This window comes from Methanolobus sp. WCC1 (assembly GCF_045690315.1).
Lineage (GTDB): Archaea > Halobacteriota > Methanosarcinia > Methanosarcinales > Methanosarcinaceae > Methanolobus > Methanolobus tindarius.
Genome location: NZ_CP146979.1, coordinates 1,453,419 through 1,470,586 on the forward strand (window position 1 = coordinate 1,453,419; position 17,168 = coordinate 1,470,586).

The 17,168-nt window shown below is 39.1% G+C and carries 15 protein-coding genes; 7 read left to right on the forward strand and 8 right to left on the reverse strand.

Annotated elements, in window-relative coordinates:
• Positions 1 to 7: 7 nt before the first annotated feature.
• The 4 genes from V7O61_RS07045 to V7O61_RS07060 all read left to right on the forward strand — a co-directional run bounded on the left by V7O61_RS07045 (position 8) and on the right by V7O61_RS07060 (position 4,876).
• Positions 8 to 625 (forward strand): zinc ribbon domain-containing protein, encoded by a 618-nt coding sequence (locus V7O61_RS07045; RefSeq protein ID WP_288068033.1) that lies wholly within the window; start codon positions 8 to 10, stop codon positions 623 to 625.
• 81 nt (positions 626 to 706) lie between these two features.
• Complete coding sequence (locus V7O61_RS07050; protein WP_288068032.1) at positions 707 to 1,636, forward strand: transglutaminase domain-containing protein; 930 nt, start codon at positions 707 to 709, stop codon at positions 1,634 to 1,636.
• Positions 1,637 to 1,852: 216 nt separating this feature from the next.
• The gene (gene nudC / locus V7O61_RS07055; protein WP_407282302.1) at positions 1,853 to 2,761 is read left to right on the forward strand and encodes an NAD(+) diphosphatase; all 909 of its coding nucleotides are present in this window, start codon (positions 1,853 to 1,855) and stop codon (positions 2,759 to 2,761) included.
• A gap of 198 nt (positions 2,762 to 2,959) precedes the next feature.
• Positions 2,960 to 4,876 carry a DUF2341 domain-containing protein gene (locus V7O61_RS07060; protein ID WP_407283414.1) on the forward strand — a complete coding sequence of 639 codons (1,917 nt, stop codon included), beginning with the start codon at positions 2,960 to 2,962 and terminating at the stop codon, positions 4,874 to 4,876.
• 63 nt (positions 4,877 to 4,939) lie between these two features.
• Here the strand turns inward: V7O61_RS07060 and V7O61_RS07065 are convergent, their stop codons facing one another.
• The 4 genes from V7O61_RS07065 to V7O61_RS07080 form a co-directional block, all read right to left on the reverse strand.
• Positions 4,940 to 6,583, reverse strand: coding sequence for an AMP-binding protein (locus V7O61_RS07065; protein ID WP_288068029.1), 1,644 nt, complete (start codon positions 6,581 to 6,583; stop codon positions 4,940 to 4,942).
• 28 nt (positions 6,584 to 6,611) lie between these two features.
• Positions 6,612 to 7,028 (reverse strand): thioesterase family protein, encoded by a 417-nt coding sequence (locus V7O61_RS07070; RefSeq protein ID WP_023846460.1) that lies wholly within the window; start codon positions 7,026 to 7,028, stop codon positions 6,612 to 6,614.
• A 22-nt stretch (positions 7,029 to 7,050) separates the two neighbouring features.
• Positions 7,051 to 7,626: a helix-turn-helix domain-containing protein gene (locus V7O61_RS07075; RefSeq protein WP_407282301.1), complete on the reverse strand. Its 576-nt coding sequence runs from the start codon at positions 7,624 to 7,626 to the stop codon at positions 7,051 to 7,053.
• 174 nt (positions 7,627 to 7,800) lie between these two features.
• A complete protein-coding gene (locus V7O61_RS07080) occupies positions 7,801 to 8,097 on the reverse strand; it encodes a hypothetical protein (RefSeq protein WP_288068027.1) in 297 nt (98 codons plus the stop codon).
• A 121-nt stretch (positions 8,098 to 8,218) separates the two neighbouring features.
• Between V7O61_RS07080 and V7O61_RS07085 the strand changes: the two genes are divergently transcribed.
• Entirely contained in the window at positions 8,219 to 10,153 is a 1,935-nt protein-coding gene (locus V7O61_RS07085) for a hydantoinase/oxoprolinase family protein (RefSeq protein WP_407282300.1), read from the forward strand.
• A gap of 11 nt (positions 10,154 to 10,164) precedes the next feature.
• On the opposite strand, the gene V7O61_RS07090 is transcribed toward V7O61_RS07085, so the two are convergent.
• Entirely contained in the window at positions 10,165 to 12,927 is a 2,763-nt protein-coding gene (locus tag V7O61_RS07090) for an ATP-binding protein (protein ID WP_407282299.1), read from the reverse strand.
• Between the two features lie 339 nt (positions 12,928 to 13,266).
• Here V7O61_RS07090 and V7O61_RS07095 point away from each other — a divergent pair, with 339 nt between their 5' ends.
• Complete coding sequence (locus V7O61_RS07095; RefSeq protein WP_023846464.1) at positions 13,267 to 13,998, forward strand: NAD-dependent protein deacylase; 732 nt, start codon at positions 13,267 to 13,269, stop codon at positions 13,996 to 13,998.
• Here V7O61_RS07095 and V7O61_RS07100 read toward each other — a convergent pair.
• The 3 genes from V7O61_RS07100 to V7O61_RS07110 form a co-directional block, all read right to left on the reverse strand.
• A complete protein-coding gene (locus V7O61_RS07100; RefSeq protein WP_023846465.1) occupies positions 13,983 to 14,237 on the reverse strand; it encodes a TfoX/Sxy family protein in 255 nt (84 codons plus the stop codon). The genes V7O61_RS07095 and V7O61_RS07100 overlap by 16 nt on opposite strands.
• A 25-nt stretch (positions 14,238 to 14,262) precedes the next feature.
• Positions 14,263 to 14,964 carry a pirin family protein gene (locus V7O61_RS07105; protein ID WP_407282298.1) on the reverse strand — a complete coding sequence of 234 codons (702 nt, stop codon included), beginning with the start codon at positions 14,962 to 14,964 and terminating at the stop codon, positions 14,263 to 14,265.
• A gap of 126 nt (positions 14,965 to 15,090) precedes the next feature.
• Positions 15,091 to 15,597 carry an Hsp20/alpha crystallin family protein gene (locus V7O61_RS07110; protein WP_048135528.1) on the reverse strand — a complete coding sequence of 169 codons (507 nt, stop codon included), beginning with the start codon at positions 15,595 to 15,597 and terminating at the stop codon, positions 15,091 to 15,093.
• Between the two features lie 258 nt (positions 15,598 to 15,855).
• On the opposite strand from V7O61_RS07110, the gene V7O61_RS07115 reads away from it, so the two are divergent.
• The gene (locus V7O61_RS07115) at positions 15,856 to 17,118 is read left to right on the forward strand and encodes a diaminopimelate decarboxylase family protein (RefSeq protein WP_407282297.1); all 1,263 of its coding nucleotides are present in this window, start codon (positions 15,856 to 15,858) and stop codon (positions 17,116 to 17,118) included.
• Positions 17,119 to 17,168 lie beyond the last annotated feature (50 nt).

Here is a 17,168-nt window from a genome sequence, read left to right on the forward strand (position 1 = left end):
AAAAATTATGTTCTGCTCAAACTGTGGAAATGAACTTGAAAACTCTGATAATTTTTGCCCAAGTTGTGGGCAATCAACAAACAAAAATTCTGAATCAAAAACCCCTTTTATAGGGATATCAGACGAAAAACCTATTCAAGAAAAAAAGCCTTCTAACAATTGGAGTGTTACAACAATTCTTGTTGTCGTTTTTTTAATTTTTGTTGGTTCAGGGGTTTTAGGTGGATTTATAGATGGTATGTCTTCATCTACTACTTCTCCATCTGAAACAGTCAATCCAGACAAATTCCTTGATAATTTAGGCGGGTATTCTAACGTTATTGTTGAATCACAATGGGAATATGAATATAACCAACACTCAAATGAAAGAATTATAGTAAATTGTTATTTTGATGTTACTAACATTGGTACAGCTACTGCAGATAATGTACAGGTTGACTATTCAATCTTGTTTGATGGTAGAGTTTTAGAGACTAGTACAATCTACCTTGGAAGTATACCTGCGGGCTCATCTCTACATAGAGAAAAAGGACAATCTGTAAACTTGAATAGTTTTGAATGGAATGACTTAATAGACGAAGAGGAAAAAATAGAAGTTTCAATTGATGAAGTTAGGTCAGAATGATATTATATATTATATTTCATGCTTTATATAAAAAAATAAACACTTTTAATTTTTTCAAGTTCTATTGTTTCAGAGGAAATTATGTTCTGCACAAAATGTGGAAATGAACTTAAGGATTTTGATCATTTCTGTTCAAAATGTGGGCAACAAGTAAAACCTAATCTTGAGTCAAATTATACAGTTGATAATACTTCCCACAAAAAAACCGCAAAAGAAAAAAAAGAATCTGGCGTTTGGTCTGTAATAATAATTATTTCTTTAATTGGTATAGTATTCTTTGGCTTAGCAACTGTAGGTGTATTTATAGATGAAAGACCTTCATCTAGTGCATCCCCTTCTGATTATGATTATAAATCATTAACCAATGCACCAGATATACCATCATTGGATAAAGATACTATTGGAGTAGCAACAACGGCATACCCAAAAAAATACCGAATTCTATCTCAGAATTTCCGTCGAGCAATTGATTATAACAGTGGTGAAATTGATCAAGAAGTTATTAAGATAACAGGCAAGACTTCGAGTTATGACCTTGAAGACATATGTTATACTTTTGAATACGTCAATTATTACTGGCAATATCAAGAAGAACCAGGAGAATATTTTTTTACTGCCTCGCAAACAACAAAAGATTATGAAGGAGATTGTGACGATTATTCTATACTAATGTCAGCCTTAATGGAAAATATGGGTTTTAACACTAGGATAGTTGTGGCTAATGACTATTATTTAAACGGACATGCTTATCCTGAAATTTACATTGCGGATGATGTTAATCAATTGCAAGAAGTTAGAAACTATATTGGCGAGAGATATGACATTAGTTACGTGAATTATAAAATTAGAGAAACAGAAAACGGCGTTCAGTATTGGTTAAGTCTTGATTGGAGTGGTTCAGGTAACACATTGCATCCCGGAGGGAAATTATTTGAAGGTAATAATGGAAATAGCATTAATTATTATCCAAAAGGACTGATTGAATTTAATTATCAAAACCTTAATAACTAGTTTTTAGTATTATATTTTAAATTTCTGTCAAAATTCGTATTTTTGAATAACCGTTGCATTTTTTATCCATTGCTATTACCCAATATGACTATTCAACATAGTATTCGAACAATCAACTACGTTCAATCTATTTTCCAGTCAACAACATGAATATTCAGACAAAGCGAGTCCTAAGGTAACGTTGATAAATATTCCCAAACATCTATTCATCCAGTTATGAGCTCAGAGGACACAATTCAGGTTTCGGATTTTATGCCACTGGTCCGGCCACCACAGAAAGATGACAACAGTGACAGTTTTTGTTTTGCTTTCAAAAACCGTGAGTTATTGCTGGTTGGTGATGAAGGAAACTACAGGTTACCTTTGATGAAAGAGATGGAGAAACTGGATTTTTCAGGAATAAGGACTCAATACCTTGGTGAACTCAGGGACATTTCATGTTATTCAATGGAACTCAACGCTTCAATAAACTCAGATGAATCAGTGTCCGGTGATCCTTTCAAACCTGAATCAACTGCTGCCGATGTCTGTAAGCTCAGTAAAAACACCTGTTTTGTGGGACTCAGGGAACTTAATGGAATTCTTGAAGAAACTCTAGCTGCACTTGCCGGTAAAGCTGTTCACATTATGGAATGGGATAAAAACACTCTTTATTGTGGCAGATGTGGCAGTGAAACTTCGCTTAAAGAAGCCGAAAGAGCAAAAATGTGTCCTGAATGCGGCTTCACATCATTTCCTAAAATTTCTCCTGCAATAATTGTCATGATCGAGAAAGAGGACAAACTCTTGCTGGCACGTTCTCCTCATTTCCCTAAAGGAAGATACAGTATCATTGCAGGATTTGTAGAACCAGGTGAATCAATAGAGCAGGCTGTTGTAAGGGAAGTAATGGAAGAAGTAGGCATCAATATCAAGAATGTCAAATACTTTGGAAGCCAGCCATGGCCTTTCCCGGATTCGCTTATGATAGGGTTCACTGCTGAACATGCAGAAGGTGACATTCAGATAGATGGTGTCGAGATAGAAGATGCCGGTTGGTATACCAAAGATGAGATTCCAAATATTCCGGGAACTCATAGCATATCAGGACAACTTATACAGCATTTCATCAGCAGTCACTCCTGATAGCTTTATTTTAATTTTTCTTTTATTTTTTGTTTGGCATTTGTTATATTTAAATGCACAAGATTTATACAGTCGCACAGCAAATAATACTCAGGACTTTATTTTTCAAACTTAATAGAAAAACACGAGGACGGCGTTAGGATGTCATTTAACAGACAAATCTGTATCATTTTGATATTAGTAGCCAGTTTGACATTTGTGCAAACATGCGCAGCATTAACATATTCAGGTGGCGGTGAGTGGAACTATTCAGAAGAAATCATTATTAAAGAGAGCTCAGGAAGCAGCCTGACAAATTATCAGGTACCAATAGTCCTGAATAGCTCCAATTTTGATTTTTCACTTGCACAGTCAGAGGGACAGGACATACGTTTTACATCCGGTGACTCGCAGCTTAAACACTGGATAGAAGAGTGGGATTCAAAAAGAGAGAAGGCAACCATTTGGGTGAAAGTTCCTTCTATTCCGGCAGGAAGCAACACCAAAATTAAAATGTATTATGGTAATCCAAAAGCAAGTGATGTCCAGAGCGGACCCGGAACCTTTGTATTTTTTGATACTTTCAGTGGTACCAGTGTCTTTGCAAACTGGGACTCATTCACAACAGGTGGCGGGGAACAGGATGTTTCCAATGGAGTGTGTAAACTCATAGTTCCTAAATTCCATCCTGAAGATGTTTCCAGTATTAAATCAGAAGATGATTTTTCAATAAACTCCATGTTTGTGGTTAAAAGATCAAGAACAACTACCGGAGAAGATATTAGAGGTCCTGTTATAACACAGGGATTTGTTGACCCCCAGAAAGAGACAAAGAACCAGATACTGGCTGTATCTGAGCTTGAAAATGAAACAGAGGTTAGCTGGACTATTAAAAATGATAAGGAAGATGTACGCTATTATCCTTCAGACCTGGCTGACATTGGGGAAACCGAAGGTGACTGGTACACTATAGGCGTTGCCTGGTATATGGAAGATGAGCTTGGAAGTATAGCATGGTACAAGGATGGTGTCAGGAACACTAAAATGGATATTGTCTCAACTGAAGAGTATAATTATGTCCCTGTTGGGGACATGAAGGTTTACATCTCTGCAAATTCATATTCTGACGCTTCAGACAATACAGGTTATGCATCCATTGACTATGCATATGTGCGTAATTTCGTTCCTGATGAACCTGTTGTTACACTGGAGAGTTCAATGCAGGAAAGTACTGAAGAAACTATCATCGAAACTCCTGCCAGAATTAACATAACACCTTCAAGTGGTATAATGACTGCAATCCGTATTTTCAATACAACTGATTATGACGAGGATGCCATCGTTGAGTTGAAAGAAAGCGGATTGAACACTATTATGGTCCTGACAAATGAGGACAATATCTGGAACCTTGAGAGATTTGTCAAGACAGCACACGACAATGATATGCAGGTCTATGCAATGATCTTTAATGACCCGAACAGCGATACCAATGAGGACAACTCCATTTATGTTAACGCTGTCCTGGAAGAAGTAGTCGACTACAACAGCAAATCACTTTCAGCTTTTGATGGAGTGGATATTGCTCTTGATCCATGTACAAAAGATATTGATAGTGCCTGTGCACTGAACCTGCTTCTGCTTGAGAATGCCAGGGAAACTGCAGGTGATGAACTCGCAATTGCTGTTGACATTCCTGCATCTTATACATTGTCTGACATCTCAGAAGTATCAGAAACAGCAGACCTTATTATCCTCCAGACCTACGAGTTGGGGGAAACAAACCCTGATACAAAGTCAGATATTATTGATTCTGTGGCTTCCAGAATGGGTGAAATAAGAGCATCTGAAGGGAAAGCTCTCATCGGCATTTCAGTAAATGAGAATTTCTTAACAGATACTGATGTGCAGAGTCTTCTTTCGGAAATAGAGGACTATTATGCAGATGACAGTGCTTTCATGGGAACATCAATTGCTGTTTATGAGGACTACGAGGCTTATGCCAGTGTTTCAGCACCTGTAGAAGATGATAGTGAAAGCAGTAGTACTCCAGGATTTACGGGACTTTCAGCAATAGCTGGAATTGCCGGAGTAATAGCAATTTCCTTAATTCAAAAAAGAAGATCAAAAGAAAAGTGATGTGATAACACATCATTTTCCTTTTTTATTTTGTTCTTAATTTTACGTACTCAGGTTCTTTGTTCACTGCTCTTTCTTCTCTAGAAGCTCAACAGCTAAATCCCTTAGTTTGAACTTCTGTATCTTTCCGCTTGCAGTGAGTGGATAATCTTCCACGAAGAATACATGCTTTGGAACCTTATAGCGTGCAATTCTTGCAAGACCAAAGTCCCTGACATCCTCTTCTGTAATGTCAGAATCTTCAGCTTTGACGATAAAAGCACCGACTATTTCACCGTATTTTTCATCTGGTATGCCCACAACCTGTGCATTTTTAACACCAGGCATGGTGAAAAGGAATTCTTCTATTTCTCTTGGGTAGATATTCTCTCCACCGCGGATTATCATATCCTTTATACGACCTGTAATCTTGTAGTAACCATCTTCATCAACAGTTGCAAGGTCACCACTGTGGAGCCATCCGTCTTTGTCAATGGCAATTTCTGTCATTTCAGGCATTTTGTAATATCCTTTCATGACATTGTAACCACGGCAGCAAATTTCTCCCTGCTCGTTGGGTCCGACGATCTCACCGGTTTCAGGGTCAACGATCTTAACCTCTATTTCAGGCATGGATGTTCCCACTGTACTGACACGGCGGTCAATTGTGTCATCGGTACTTGTCTGTGTGAACACAGGTGATGCTTCTGTAAGTCCATAAGCGATTGTGATGTCCTTACAATGCATTTCATTAATGACACGTTTCATGGCCTCAATTGGACATGGTGAACCTGCCATGATACCGGTTCTCAGTGATGTAAGATCAAACATCTTAAACATCGGGTGGCTGAACTCCGCAATGAACATTGTCGGGACTCCATAAAGGGCTGTACATTTTTCTTTCTGAACAGCAGCCAGTACCATAAGTGGGTCAAAGAGTTCAAGCATAACAAGTGTACCACCATGGGTCAGTGTTGCAAGTACACCAAGTACTATTCCGAAACAATGGAATAATGGTACCGGAAGGCAAAGCCTGTCTTCTGCCGTGAATTTCTGTCTTTCACCGATGTAGTAACCGTTATTGAGAATATTGTAGTTTGTCAGCATTACACCCTTTGGAAAACCTGTTGTACCGGAGGTGTACTGCATGTTGATGACATCATCTTTATCAAGTGTATTCAGGATCTCACTGATTGCTTCATCACTGCCATGCTGACCAAGGAGGAACAGTTCTCTGGTGCTGTACATTCCACGGTGCTTTTCCTGACCAATGAAAATAACATTTTTCAGGTGTGGGAATTTCTCACTCCTGAGATTTCCACGGCTCTGTGTCTTAAGTTCAGGAACAAGCTCGTAGATGGTCTCGATGTAACTAACATCCCTGAAACCATCAATAATAGCAATAGCTTTCAGGTCTGCCTGTTTCATCACATACTCGACTTCATGTATTTTATATGCGGTGTTTACAGTGACCAGAACAACTCCTAACTTTGCAGTGGCAAACAGGAAAGTGAGCCAGTCAGGTACATTTGTAGCCCATATTCCAACATGGTCCCCTTTTTCTATACCAAGTTCAAGCAGGCCTTTAGCCAGCATGTTGACTCGTTCATCAAATTCTTTATAGGTAAACCTCAGGTCCCTGTCAGGATAAATGACAAATTCCCTGTCAGGATCGTTTCTGACAGTTTTCTCGAAAAAGCCACCTATCGTATCATTTGTAAAAGGCATGGTTAAATCTCCAGAATCTATTTACAACTTATTTACAACTGTTATCTTCATCCTGCAGGTGCTCTTCAAGTTTTTTTCTGATATCATTCGGAATTGGCACGGACTTTTTGTTCAAAAAGTCATAATGCACAATTGTTGACCTGCCGATAGCGCCCTTTGTTCCGTTTTGCCATGCTTCCTGCACAACTACAAAGGAAGAGTTTCCTATCCTTGACACGTAGCTGATAATTTCAACATCGTGTCCGTAGAACATCTCTCCTACATAATCATACTCTGTCCTTGCCATGATAAGTTTCCAGTTCTCATAGCTCAGGTCCAGGTCAGGTGTGAACAGCCTGAAAACCGGGTTTCTGGCCTGCTCGAACCATATGGCAATGGCAATATTGTTGGCGTGTTTTAGTCCGTCTATGTCGCCGAATCGTGGAGTAACAGTTGTTTTGAACATTTTTATCTACTTCTGATCTTGATTAATAGGGTGCATATACGACTGCCAGAATCTTTGCGTCCTCGGTTCCGACTGCATGCACATGGTGTGATACAACGGAATCATAGTAAATGCTGTCACCGGTTGAAAGGGTGTAACTGTCCTTTCCATAAATAATCTCTATCTGGCCGCTAAGCACGTAAATGAATTCCTCTCCCTCGTGGGATGATGGATTAATTTCACCTGATCTTGGGTGAACATCTATGATGAATGGCTCCATGTGTCTGTCAGCTTTATCCTTAGCCAGTGAGAAAAAGTCAAGTGTGCTGCTTTCACATGTGTCACAATTGCCTGAAAATCTTACAATGTTATCTGATTCACCACTTTTGACAACAACGGGTTCGTTATGGGGTGCATCGTCAAGGAATGTCCCAAGACGGACTCCCAGGGCTCTTGCAATCTGCATGAGTGGAGTAAGTGAGGGAACAAGTGCCCCGTCTTCAAGTTTGTTTATCAGGTCAACGCTTGTATTACTGTTATTTGCCAGATCTTCCACAGACATGTTCTGCATTTCACGTATCTGACGTATTTTACCACCTAGTATATTCTTGTCTGCCATCGTACTGTCCTCTTGTTTTTATCGCGAAAACGTGTTCATAGGCTTATGGTATGCTCAGTTAAAAAAGTATTGATTTATCATGAACATTTAAGATGACACTCGTTTTTCAGATTAAGCCGGATGTAAATCAATGGAAATTCAGGATGAAAAAAGAAGAAATGTGTCCTATTAATATCACAGATCACCGGATATCATTGCTTTATGGTATGCAACAGCAAGCATATTATTAACAAGCTCTGTAGCTTCTTTTTCCGAATCAACCATTCTTATTGTTACCTGAGAATTCCTGAAAAAATTAAGTTCTTTTTCACCAATTCGCAGTGCTACCATCCCAAGTTCTTCTGAATACTTACCATTGAGGTATTTTGATATCAAAACCAGATCAGGTGTCTCATCAAGGTGTGCTATGATCCTTAGTTTCCATGGGTCGGCAATGCATGGAAGAACCTTCTCTATACTTTTTACTCTCATCTTAATCCCCCTTTTTTAATTGCAGCAGGTATTTAAAAATGTTTTGAAACACATACTCTTAAATATCCATGTGACAATCTACTAGTAGGATTTCAATTTATTTTAAAACAGGTGATAAGAGATGCATTTCGGTCTTGGGATAGATGCCGGTGGAACATATACGGATGCAGTACTTATAAGAGGATCAGACGGTGCGATAGTTGATTCAAAAAAGGCTTTTACAACTTATCCTGACCTTCAGGAAGGCATAAAGAATGTGCTGGATTCTCTGGATCAAGAACTACTGAAGAATGTCAATCTTGTATCTGTTTCCACAACCCTTTCCACAAATTCACTCCTTGAAGGAACCGGGACTTCAGTTGCTCTTCTAATAATAGGTGAAAAGCCAGCACAGACAGAATTCCCTGCTGAATTTGTAATATGTGTAGAGGGAGGACATGATACCCGGGGTGATGAAGCCTGTGAATTAGATGTGGCTGCAGTTGAGAGTTTTGTCTGGAGCACAAGGACAAAGGTATCTGCTTATGCAGTGTCAGGTTATTTTGGTGCACGCAATCCGGAGCATGAGATTCAGGTCAAAGAGTTAATCACAAAAATGACCGGGATGCCAGTAGTTTGCGGTCATGAACTGTCACAGGAACTTGGTGCTTATGAAAGGGCTGTTACTGCTGTCCTTAATGCACAACTCATGCCTATAACCTACCAGTTTGTAAATTCAGTTGTAAAAGATGTCCGTGGTCGCGGAATTGATGCACGTCTTCTGATGCTCAAGTGTGACGGCTCTGTCTATAATATAGAGGATGCACTGGAAAAACCCATAGAAACTATATTCTCAGGCCCGGCTGCCAGTCTTCTGGGTGCATCATACCTGTCAAAAATGGAAACCTGTGCTGTTATAGATATTGGAGGAACCAGCACAGATGTTTCAATGCTTCGTGATGGAGTTCCTGAGATTAGCAGTTCCGGCGCTGTTGTGGGTGGCTGGAAAACCCGGGTAAGGGCCATGAAAATGGAAACATCAGCCACAGGAGGAGATAGTCACATATGGGTTCAGGATACGCAAATTCATGTTGGACCCCGGAGAGTTTTGCCTTTATGTGTTGCGTCAACAATGTATCATGATTTCCTTAACAAGCTTAAAAGATGCAGGGTTGTACCAAGAAACCATATGGATGAGAATCTCCAGCCAACTAAATTCTTTGTAAGGACAGCTTACGAAGCTTTTGATCTTACTGATGATGAAAGCGAAGTTCTCTCTATAATAGGTAGTGAACCGGTTTCAGTTACCGATATAAGTTCAGACCTGCGGAAGAATATTCCAAATGGAGTGCTGGATTCTCTTATACGAAAAAGGCTTGTGCAGGGAATAGGTTTTACTCCCACAGATGCTCTGCATGTTCTGGGTGTCTATACAAAGTGGGATGCGCAGGCTTCGGAGGTTGGTGCTGCAAATCTTTCACGCTATACTACGAAAGGAAAATATGATTTCTGCACACAGGTCAAAGAACATGTGGCAAAGAACATGGCAGCAGATCTCATGGCTTATATCCTGCCACATCATCCCGCCGGGATGATTGCAGACTTGCTTAACGACAAATATCCTGCAAAATTCAAAGTGGAAATACCTGTTGTTTTGCTGGGTGGTCCTTCCAGGGCTTATGACAGTGAACTTAGCTCTATGATTGATGCTGAAGTCATTGTTCCTGAATTTTCAGATGTTGGAAATGCAGTCGGAGCACTTGCAGGCAAAGGTGTCAAAAGAGTTGAGATTATGATAACTCCAGCATCACTTGAAAATCCTGATGAGGATTTCCTTGTGTTCTCTCCGGTTGGCAGAGGGAGATTTAAGAATTATGGGGATGCAGTGGAATTTGCAACAAGTACCGGTAAAGAACTTGTTCTTGATTATGAAATGCGTTGTGGTATCTTAAAACAGGATACTAAAATCACAGTCTCAAAGAAAACAGTTTCGCCGGACAACTGGTCACATCCGCCACTGGAGACCAGGGTAGTAGTAGTGGGGATTGGAAATCCAATGATGATACTGAAGGACTGAGAATCAACAATTCAATTCATTACAGGAAGGATGACATGGACTTTAGTTCCAACACCTTCCGCACTTTCCAGCCAGAGTTTTCCACCGTGGTCTTCTGTAACCCTTTTGCAGATATTCAGGCCAATTCCTGCACCACCATATCTGCGTGCCAGTGAACCGTCAAGCTGGTAGAAACTATCAAATGTTTTCATTATTTTAGTTTCAGGTATTCCGATTCCAGTATCTTCAATGATGATGTGTATTTCACCATCTTCCTTTGTGCCGGATAATGAAATTCTGCCACCTGATGGTGTGAATTTAAATGCATTATCTATAAGGTGGATGAACACCTCACTCAGGTAATTTTGATCACCGCTTATAAACGGAAATGAGTCTGGAATTGTATTTTCTACAGTGAGATTCTTATCCGTATTTTCCATTGAAATTATGGAAAGGGCTTTTTCTATTATTTGCGATAAACGCAATCTTGAATACTCATATTGATAATTCTTCGCTTCCAGTGAACTCATGAAAAGCAATGATTCTATCAGACGCTTTAACTGGCCGGAATTGCTGTTTACAACTCTCATAGCTCGTTTCTGTTCCTTATTCAAGGGACCGAGGGTTTCATCACCAACAAGCTCACCAAACCCGAGAATAGAGATAAGAGGAGTTTTCAGTTCATGGCTCATTGTTGCCAGGAAATTACTCTTCATTTCATCAAGGGAATGAAGTTCATCGTTTGCCTTTCTGAGTTCCTCATTGATGTCTTCCAGTTTACTGTTGTACTTTTTAAGTTCATCCTCTGAATTCTTGAGTAAAATCATACCCCCCATCATCTGGGTAATGAGTGAAAGTTGTCTGGCATCATTCTTTGTATAGTCATCTTCCTTGTTGGCTACTGCCAGAAATCCCACAACCTCATTTTCATAGAGGATAGGTGCTGCAAGATAGGACCATATATTCATTTTCCTGAATATATCCGGACACCTTTCAACCTCAATTTCATTCGGCTCATTCATTACAAGTGGCCTTTTATTTTTCAGTAATTCTGCCCATCTGTGACAACTTTCAAGCCCTGATATCAGATCATTCTCTGTGAATCCATGCATCTTAAGAATATTTGCAGGTTGTGCAATAACGGATGACAGTTTTTTGTTATCATCAAAGAAACCAAGAACTCCGGCTTCACTACCGGTAAGCTTCATTCCTTCATTAAGTGCAAAAGTACGGATATCAGATATGGAAAATCCATTCATATAGCTTAATTCATGTAGTGTTTCAAGACATGACTCGTCAACAAGTAAAGCACTTTGAGCTTTTTTGAGTTCAGTCAGATCATTTATTATGAAAACAGTGTTGTCGTTAGTTTTTGCAAAATAGATAACAACATTCCTGTCAGTTCCATCACGGCATCTGATGACCCATTCTCCACTGACACCTGATTCTTTCTCTTTTGAGGTTAAATTCCATTTTTCTCTTACTTTCCTTCGATATTGAGGATCCGGGTAAACTGCATCCCACCACTTACTGATTGTTGGTATGTCATCAATTGTGTAACCTATCATTTCAGTGAGCTTATGGTTTGCATAATTGATTTCTCCAAGAGAATTCATAATGGCTATGGGAAGAGGTGAATTGTCAATTATTTTCCTGAAATTCTCTTCGCTTTCCTTTATAGCACGTTCTGCCTGTTTTATTTCGCTTATATCATGGGCCATTTCCAGACGTGCATTTCTACCATCTGTCCACTTTATTATTCTATCCATTATAATATAGTCTCTTACAGTAATCGGATTCTGATATTCCCATTTGTACGCCTGATTTTTATTTTTGAGTATAATGGAATTAGTGCAGAAATCACATGGTTCCTTGAAACCCTGAAGTACCTGATAACATTTCTGACCAACAGGATTCTCTCCTATTATCTGACTCAGGAATTTATTAACATATAAGATCTCATATGTATAAGGATCCGAAACATAAACAGGTTCCTCAATGCTGTCAAAAATTGATAATAATTGCCGTCTTTCAAGGTTTAAGTCCTCTGCTATGGAATTTTTCTTAAATGCCATGGCAAGTATATTGGAATATGTATTGAGCACCTCAATATCCTGTTTTGTCCATTCATTTGTTTCTCTTACATTATCAAAACCTATGAAACCGGCAATTTCATTTTCAATAAAGAATGGAAGTGCTATAAGTGATTTAATATCCTGGCTTAAAAGCAGTTCTTTTTCAGATATGGCTTCCGTGGGAAGTTCATCAACATTTTTAATGTGAATTGCTCCTTCCTGTGTAAGTTTCTCAAGCCACCAATGGTACTCATGACCTGACAAGTTCTGAAGCATCTCTTTTTGCGGTTCAACACCCTTTGCACACCATTCATGTGTGTTGTTAACAGTGTCTTTATTATCTATGACTCTGAATACATATGCACGATCAGCAGTGCAGAGTTCACCAAGCATGCCAAGCGACTCTTCTATCTTTTCATCCAGGTTGTCTGCAAAGGAAAGTGATGAAGATATTTTTGACAATGTGCTTTCTATCTGATACTTAATCACAAGCCTGTCGTGAGAATCCTTGTTTTTTTGTACCTCTGCTTCAAGGTCTTTTTTCAAAGACGTTACTTTCAGATTGTGAACTATAACACAACAGATAAGTGTTGCCAGAAAAATTATCCAGATAAGTTTTTGTTCGCCTTCTAAAATATAAACGTGGAACAGGACAAATCCCAAAAGCACCAGAAAAGATACTATCATTAACAATAATTTATTTTTGGATTTGTTTTTCATCCTGATCACAATTTTAATACTTTTTGAGGTCAAGCAGATTAGCCAGTATAGTGGAAATATGGTTGCCGCTATAACTTCCTAATGATTTTATAACATTTCTTGATTCTTTTAGTATATAAATTTATTTAATTATGGTGGATAAAAATATTTCATATTGTGCATTTACTGACAAGTCTTCATGAGTCTTGTTTTCTTAGATTTTTTTGTTCCATTAGTAACGCTAAGTTTATATATAAGCACAAATTCACACTATTATATATCTCAGAATGTATGTGGTTAAAATATGCCGAAACAATGATTGAAGAAAACTGTTATATCCGTAGGGAATGAACTACTTTTATGCAGCAATTTCTTGACCTTCTGGAAACGTCAGAGAATTGTGTCTTTCTAAGTGGAGCTGGAATATCCACTTTTTCCGGAATTCCTGATTTCAGAGGCAGTAATGGTCTCTATGCAAAATATGATGCTAACAAGATATTTGACCTGGCATATTTCCACAAAAATCCTTCATACTTTTATACTCATGCCAGGGAATTTATTTATGACCTTGATACCAAAGAGCCAAATCTTATACACAGAACCCTGGCTATAATGGAGAAAAAAGGATACTTAAGTTCTGTTATCACCCAGAATATTGATTTGCTTCACCAGAAAGCAGGTTCAAAAAATGTAATAGAGATTCACGGCTCTCCTATAAATCACAGGTGTCTTTCATGTGGAGAGAACTATTCCTATGCAGACGTTTCTGTTCTTCTGGAAAAAGAAATCGTTCCACACTGTACCAGATGCAGTGGTCTTATTAAACCGGATATAACATTCTTTGGGGAAATGCTGGATGAGACTGCAATTACAAATGCACTGGAAGCAAGTTCAAAAGCAGATTTGTTTGTGGTTATTGGTTCATCACTTGTAGTCCAGCCGGCAGCAAGCCTCCCGCTTTATTCACTGAAAGGGGGAGGAAAACTTGTAATTGTTAATAACATGGCAACGCCACTTGACGAATATGCATACCTGAAATATGATGAACTGGGTGACTTTTTCAATCACCTGTCATCTTACTTTAATGAGTGAAAATATTCCCTGAGGCTCTTTTTATCATCTTCTGAAAGATGATGCCAGCGAATTCCCTGTAAGGCTCCCTCAAGAGCATAAAGCTTGTTTATACAGGCTGTCTCATCGATGAGTAAAAGTCTCTCAAAGGCAGCTTTGCTTCCAAGTTTCTTAAGCTCAGCCGGGTCTGTTATCCCGGCCTGCATCAGGAGTTCTTCAAGCTTTCTGCCAATATTTGGAAGCTGTGATAGTTCTTCCATTGTGAAATTCCTTCTAAATTTATAATCAGTAACTTCCTGTTGCATCTACAAGAATAAAAGATGCATCAGAATTTGCTTTCAAAACGATGGTATCATTCTGGTTTATGCGTATCTGGTCGTTCTTTGCAAGTTTTTCGCCGCAGGTTGTGATCTCTCCTTCAAGTACATAAATGAATACGTATCTTGAAATATCAGTAAGCATCTCTACAACTTTTCCGGAATCCAGTTTTGACATATATACAGTGGTATTTGCTCTGAGTTTTACTGCTCCTGGAAATCCCTGGCCTGCTATTGCTACGAGTTCATTCTTCCGGCTTTCCATATCAAAATTCTCCTGTCTGCATGCAGGTTTCATATTTTGCATAAGAGGATCTATCCACAAACGTAAAAGATGCGTGTCCTTGCCGGACATGTTCATGTCTGTAAAAGTAGCTCCGCTTCCGCTTGAAAGCACCTGAACATCACCAGCTTTTAAGACTTCCTTATTACCGGTGCTGTCCTCATGGTTCAGTTCGCCATCAAGAATAACAGTAACGATTTCCTTATCGTTCAGTGACTCTGGTTTGTAAAACTTTCCAGCTTTTAATATCTCATCATTGAAAACCTTGAGGTCTCCAAAATGTGTGTTTTTCATATCCAGATAATCTGAATATGAGAAAATCCAGTAACCATTTATTGTATCGTTTTCAACAAAATGTCTTTCATCTGCTCTAACTACCTTTGTCATGTTATCTTCCTGTTTTTTCGGATAATTTGACATTGGTGTTTAAGTACTTGACTGTGAAGCGATATCTGAAAATCATAGAATTAACTAGTATTGAAAATAAAAAAAGAAAAATAAGGTAATTACCGCTTATTCTTCATCAGCGGCAAGTTCAAATGTGAGTTCAAGTACGCCGTTTTTGTAACTTGCTGCCATGGTTTCCGGGTCTACGCCACATGGCAGATCAACGACTCTTGAATAACCTGTATCTTTGGTTATCACAGTTATTTCAACGTGGGAGCAATATGGATAATATTCCACATGCTTTTCCTCAACGCCAAGGTCTGCAAGCACAACAAGCTTGTCATCGGTTTCAAAGATATCTATGAAGGGTTCCTGGTTGAAGATATAGAAGTCACCTTCTCTTTCATCATCTTCGTAATCAGAATCTTCATATTCATGCTGTCCACTGAACCCGAATACAGTAGGCTTTTTACCTGGCTGCCCGATGATAGTAAAACCACGTATCACAGTTTTTCCATCTTCTTCTGTGATGCTGTCTGAGAACATTTCCATAATGTGTTCTATCAGTTCATCGATGCTTGTTATTCTGTCAGGCGCTTCGTCATCACCGGAGTAATGATCTTTGTCATTCATTCCTATACCTCTTTTTCTGAAACGGGGTTCATAACGGACTATTCGAAGGTAACAATTATCTGTTTTTACTGCCTGATGCAACCTTAATTGTTTTAATTTATGCGAACAAGTTGTATATATATTCTGCGTTTCAAATGTGGCTGCCTTAAAAATAATAGTATGTTCCATCTTCCTGTTTTGTTTTTTTTAGAGTCTTTTCCAATCAACTATTTATCTTTGTACCGAGATGTAAGAAACCAGAGATTAAAGAGGAATAATATGGTGTCAAAACAAGTTCCATTCACAAAGGAAGAGATTACAGGGTTAATCGAAAAGTATCCGACACCTTTTCATGTATATGATGAGAAGGCTATCATAGAAAATGCCAGGAAACTCAGAAAGGCATTCAGTGTTGTCAATGGTTTTAAGGAATATTTCGCTGTGAAAGCACTTCCAAACCCATATATCATGAAGTTGCTTAAAAACGAAGGTTTCGGTTCAGACTGCAGTTCCCTGCCTGAACTTCTGCTTTCCGAAAAGGCCGGCATTGTAGGCGAAAATATCATGTTCAGTTCCAATGACACACCTGCAGAGGAATTCATCAAAGCCAGAGAACTTGGAGCTATTATTAATCTGGATGACCTGAGTCATATTGAGTTTCTGGAAGAGTCTGCCGGATTGCCTGAAATTGTCTGCTGCCGCTACAACCCCGGACTTTTGAAGGAAGGAAACGCTATTATCGGTAACCCTGAAGAAGCAAAGTATGGATTTACAAGAGAGCAACTTTTCACCGGATATCTAATGATGAAGGAGAAAGGTGTAAAAAGATTCGGTCTGCACACAATGGTTGCATCCAATGAGCTTGATCCTGCTTATTTTATTGAGACTGCAAAAATCCTTTTTGAGCTTATTGCCGAGCTGTCAAAGGAGCTTGACATTAAGTTTGAGTTCGTAAACCTTGGCGGTGGAATAGGTATTCCTTACAGGCCGGAACAGGAACAGGTTCCATACGATGTAATTGCAAAAGGTGTTGCAGAAGCCTACGATGAAACAATCAGGGCAAATGGCCTTCACCCACTGAAGATTTTCCTGGAATGTGGCAGGGTTATCACAGGACCATACGGTTATCTTGTTTCCAGTGTACGTCACATGAAGCATATTTACAAGGACTACGTTGGTCTTGATGCATGTATGGCAAACCTCATGCGTCCAGCTCTATACGGAGCTTATCATCACATTACCGTCCTTGGAAAAGAGCATGAAGATCATGAGATGCTCTACGATGTTACAGGTTCCCTCTGTGAAAACAATGACAAGTTTGCCATTGACAGGCTGTTACCTGAAGTAGAGAGAGGCGACATTCTCGTAATCCATGATGCAGGAGCACACGGACATGCCATGGGCTTTAACTATAACGGTAAGCTCAGATCAGCAGAATTCCTGCTGAGACCTGATGGTAGTTTCGTGCAGATTAGAAGAGCTGAGACAATAGATGATTATTTTGCAACCCTTGATTTTGAGGGTCTTACAGGTTTTGAATGAACGCTTCAGCGTTCATTCTTTTAAATTTGTAGTATCTCATTGTCTCAGTG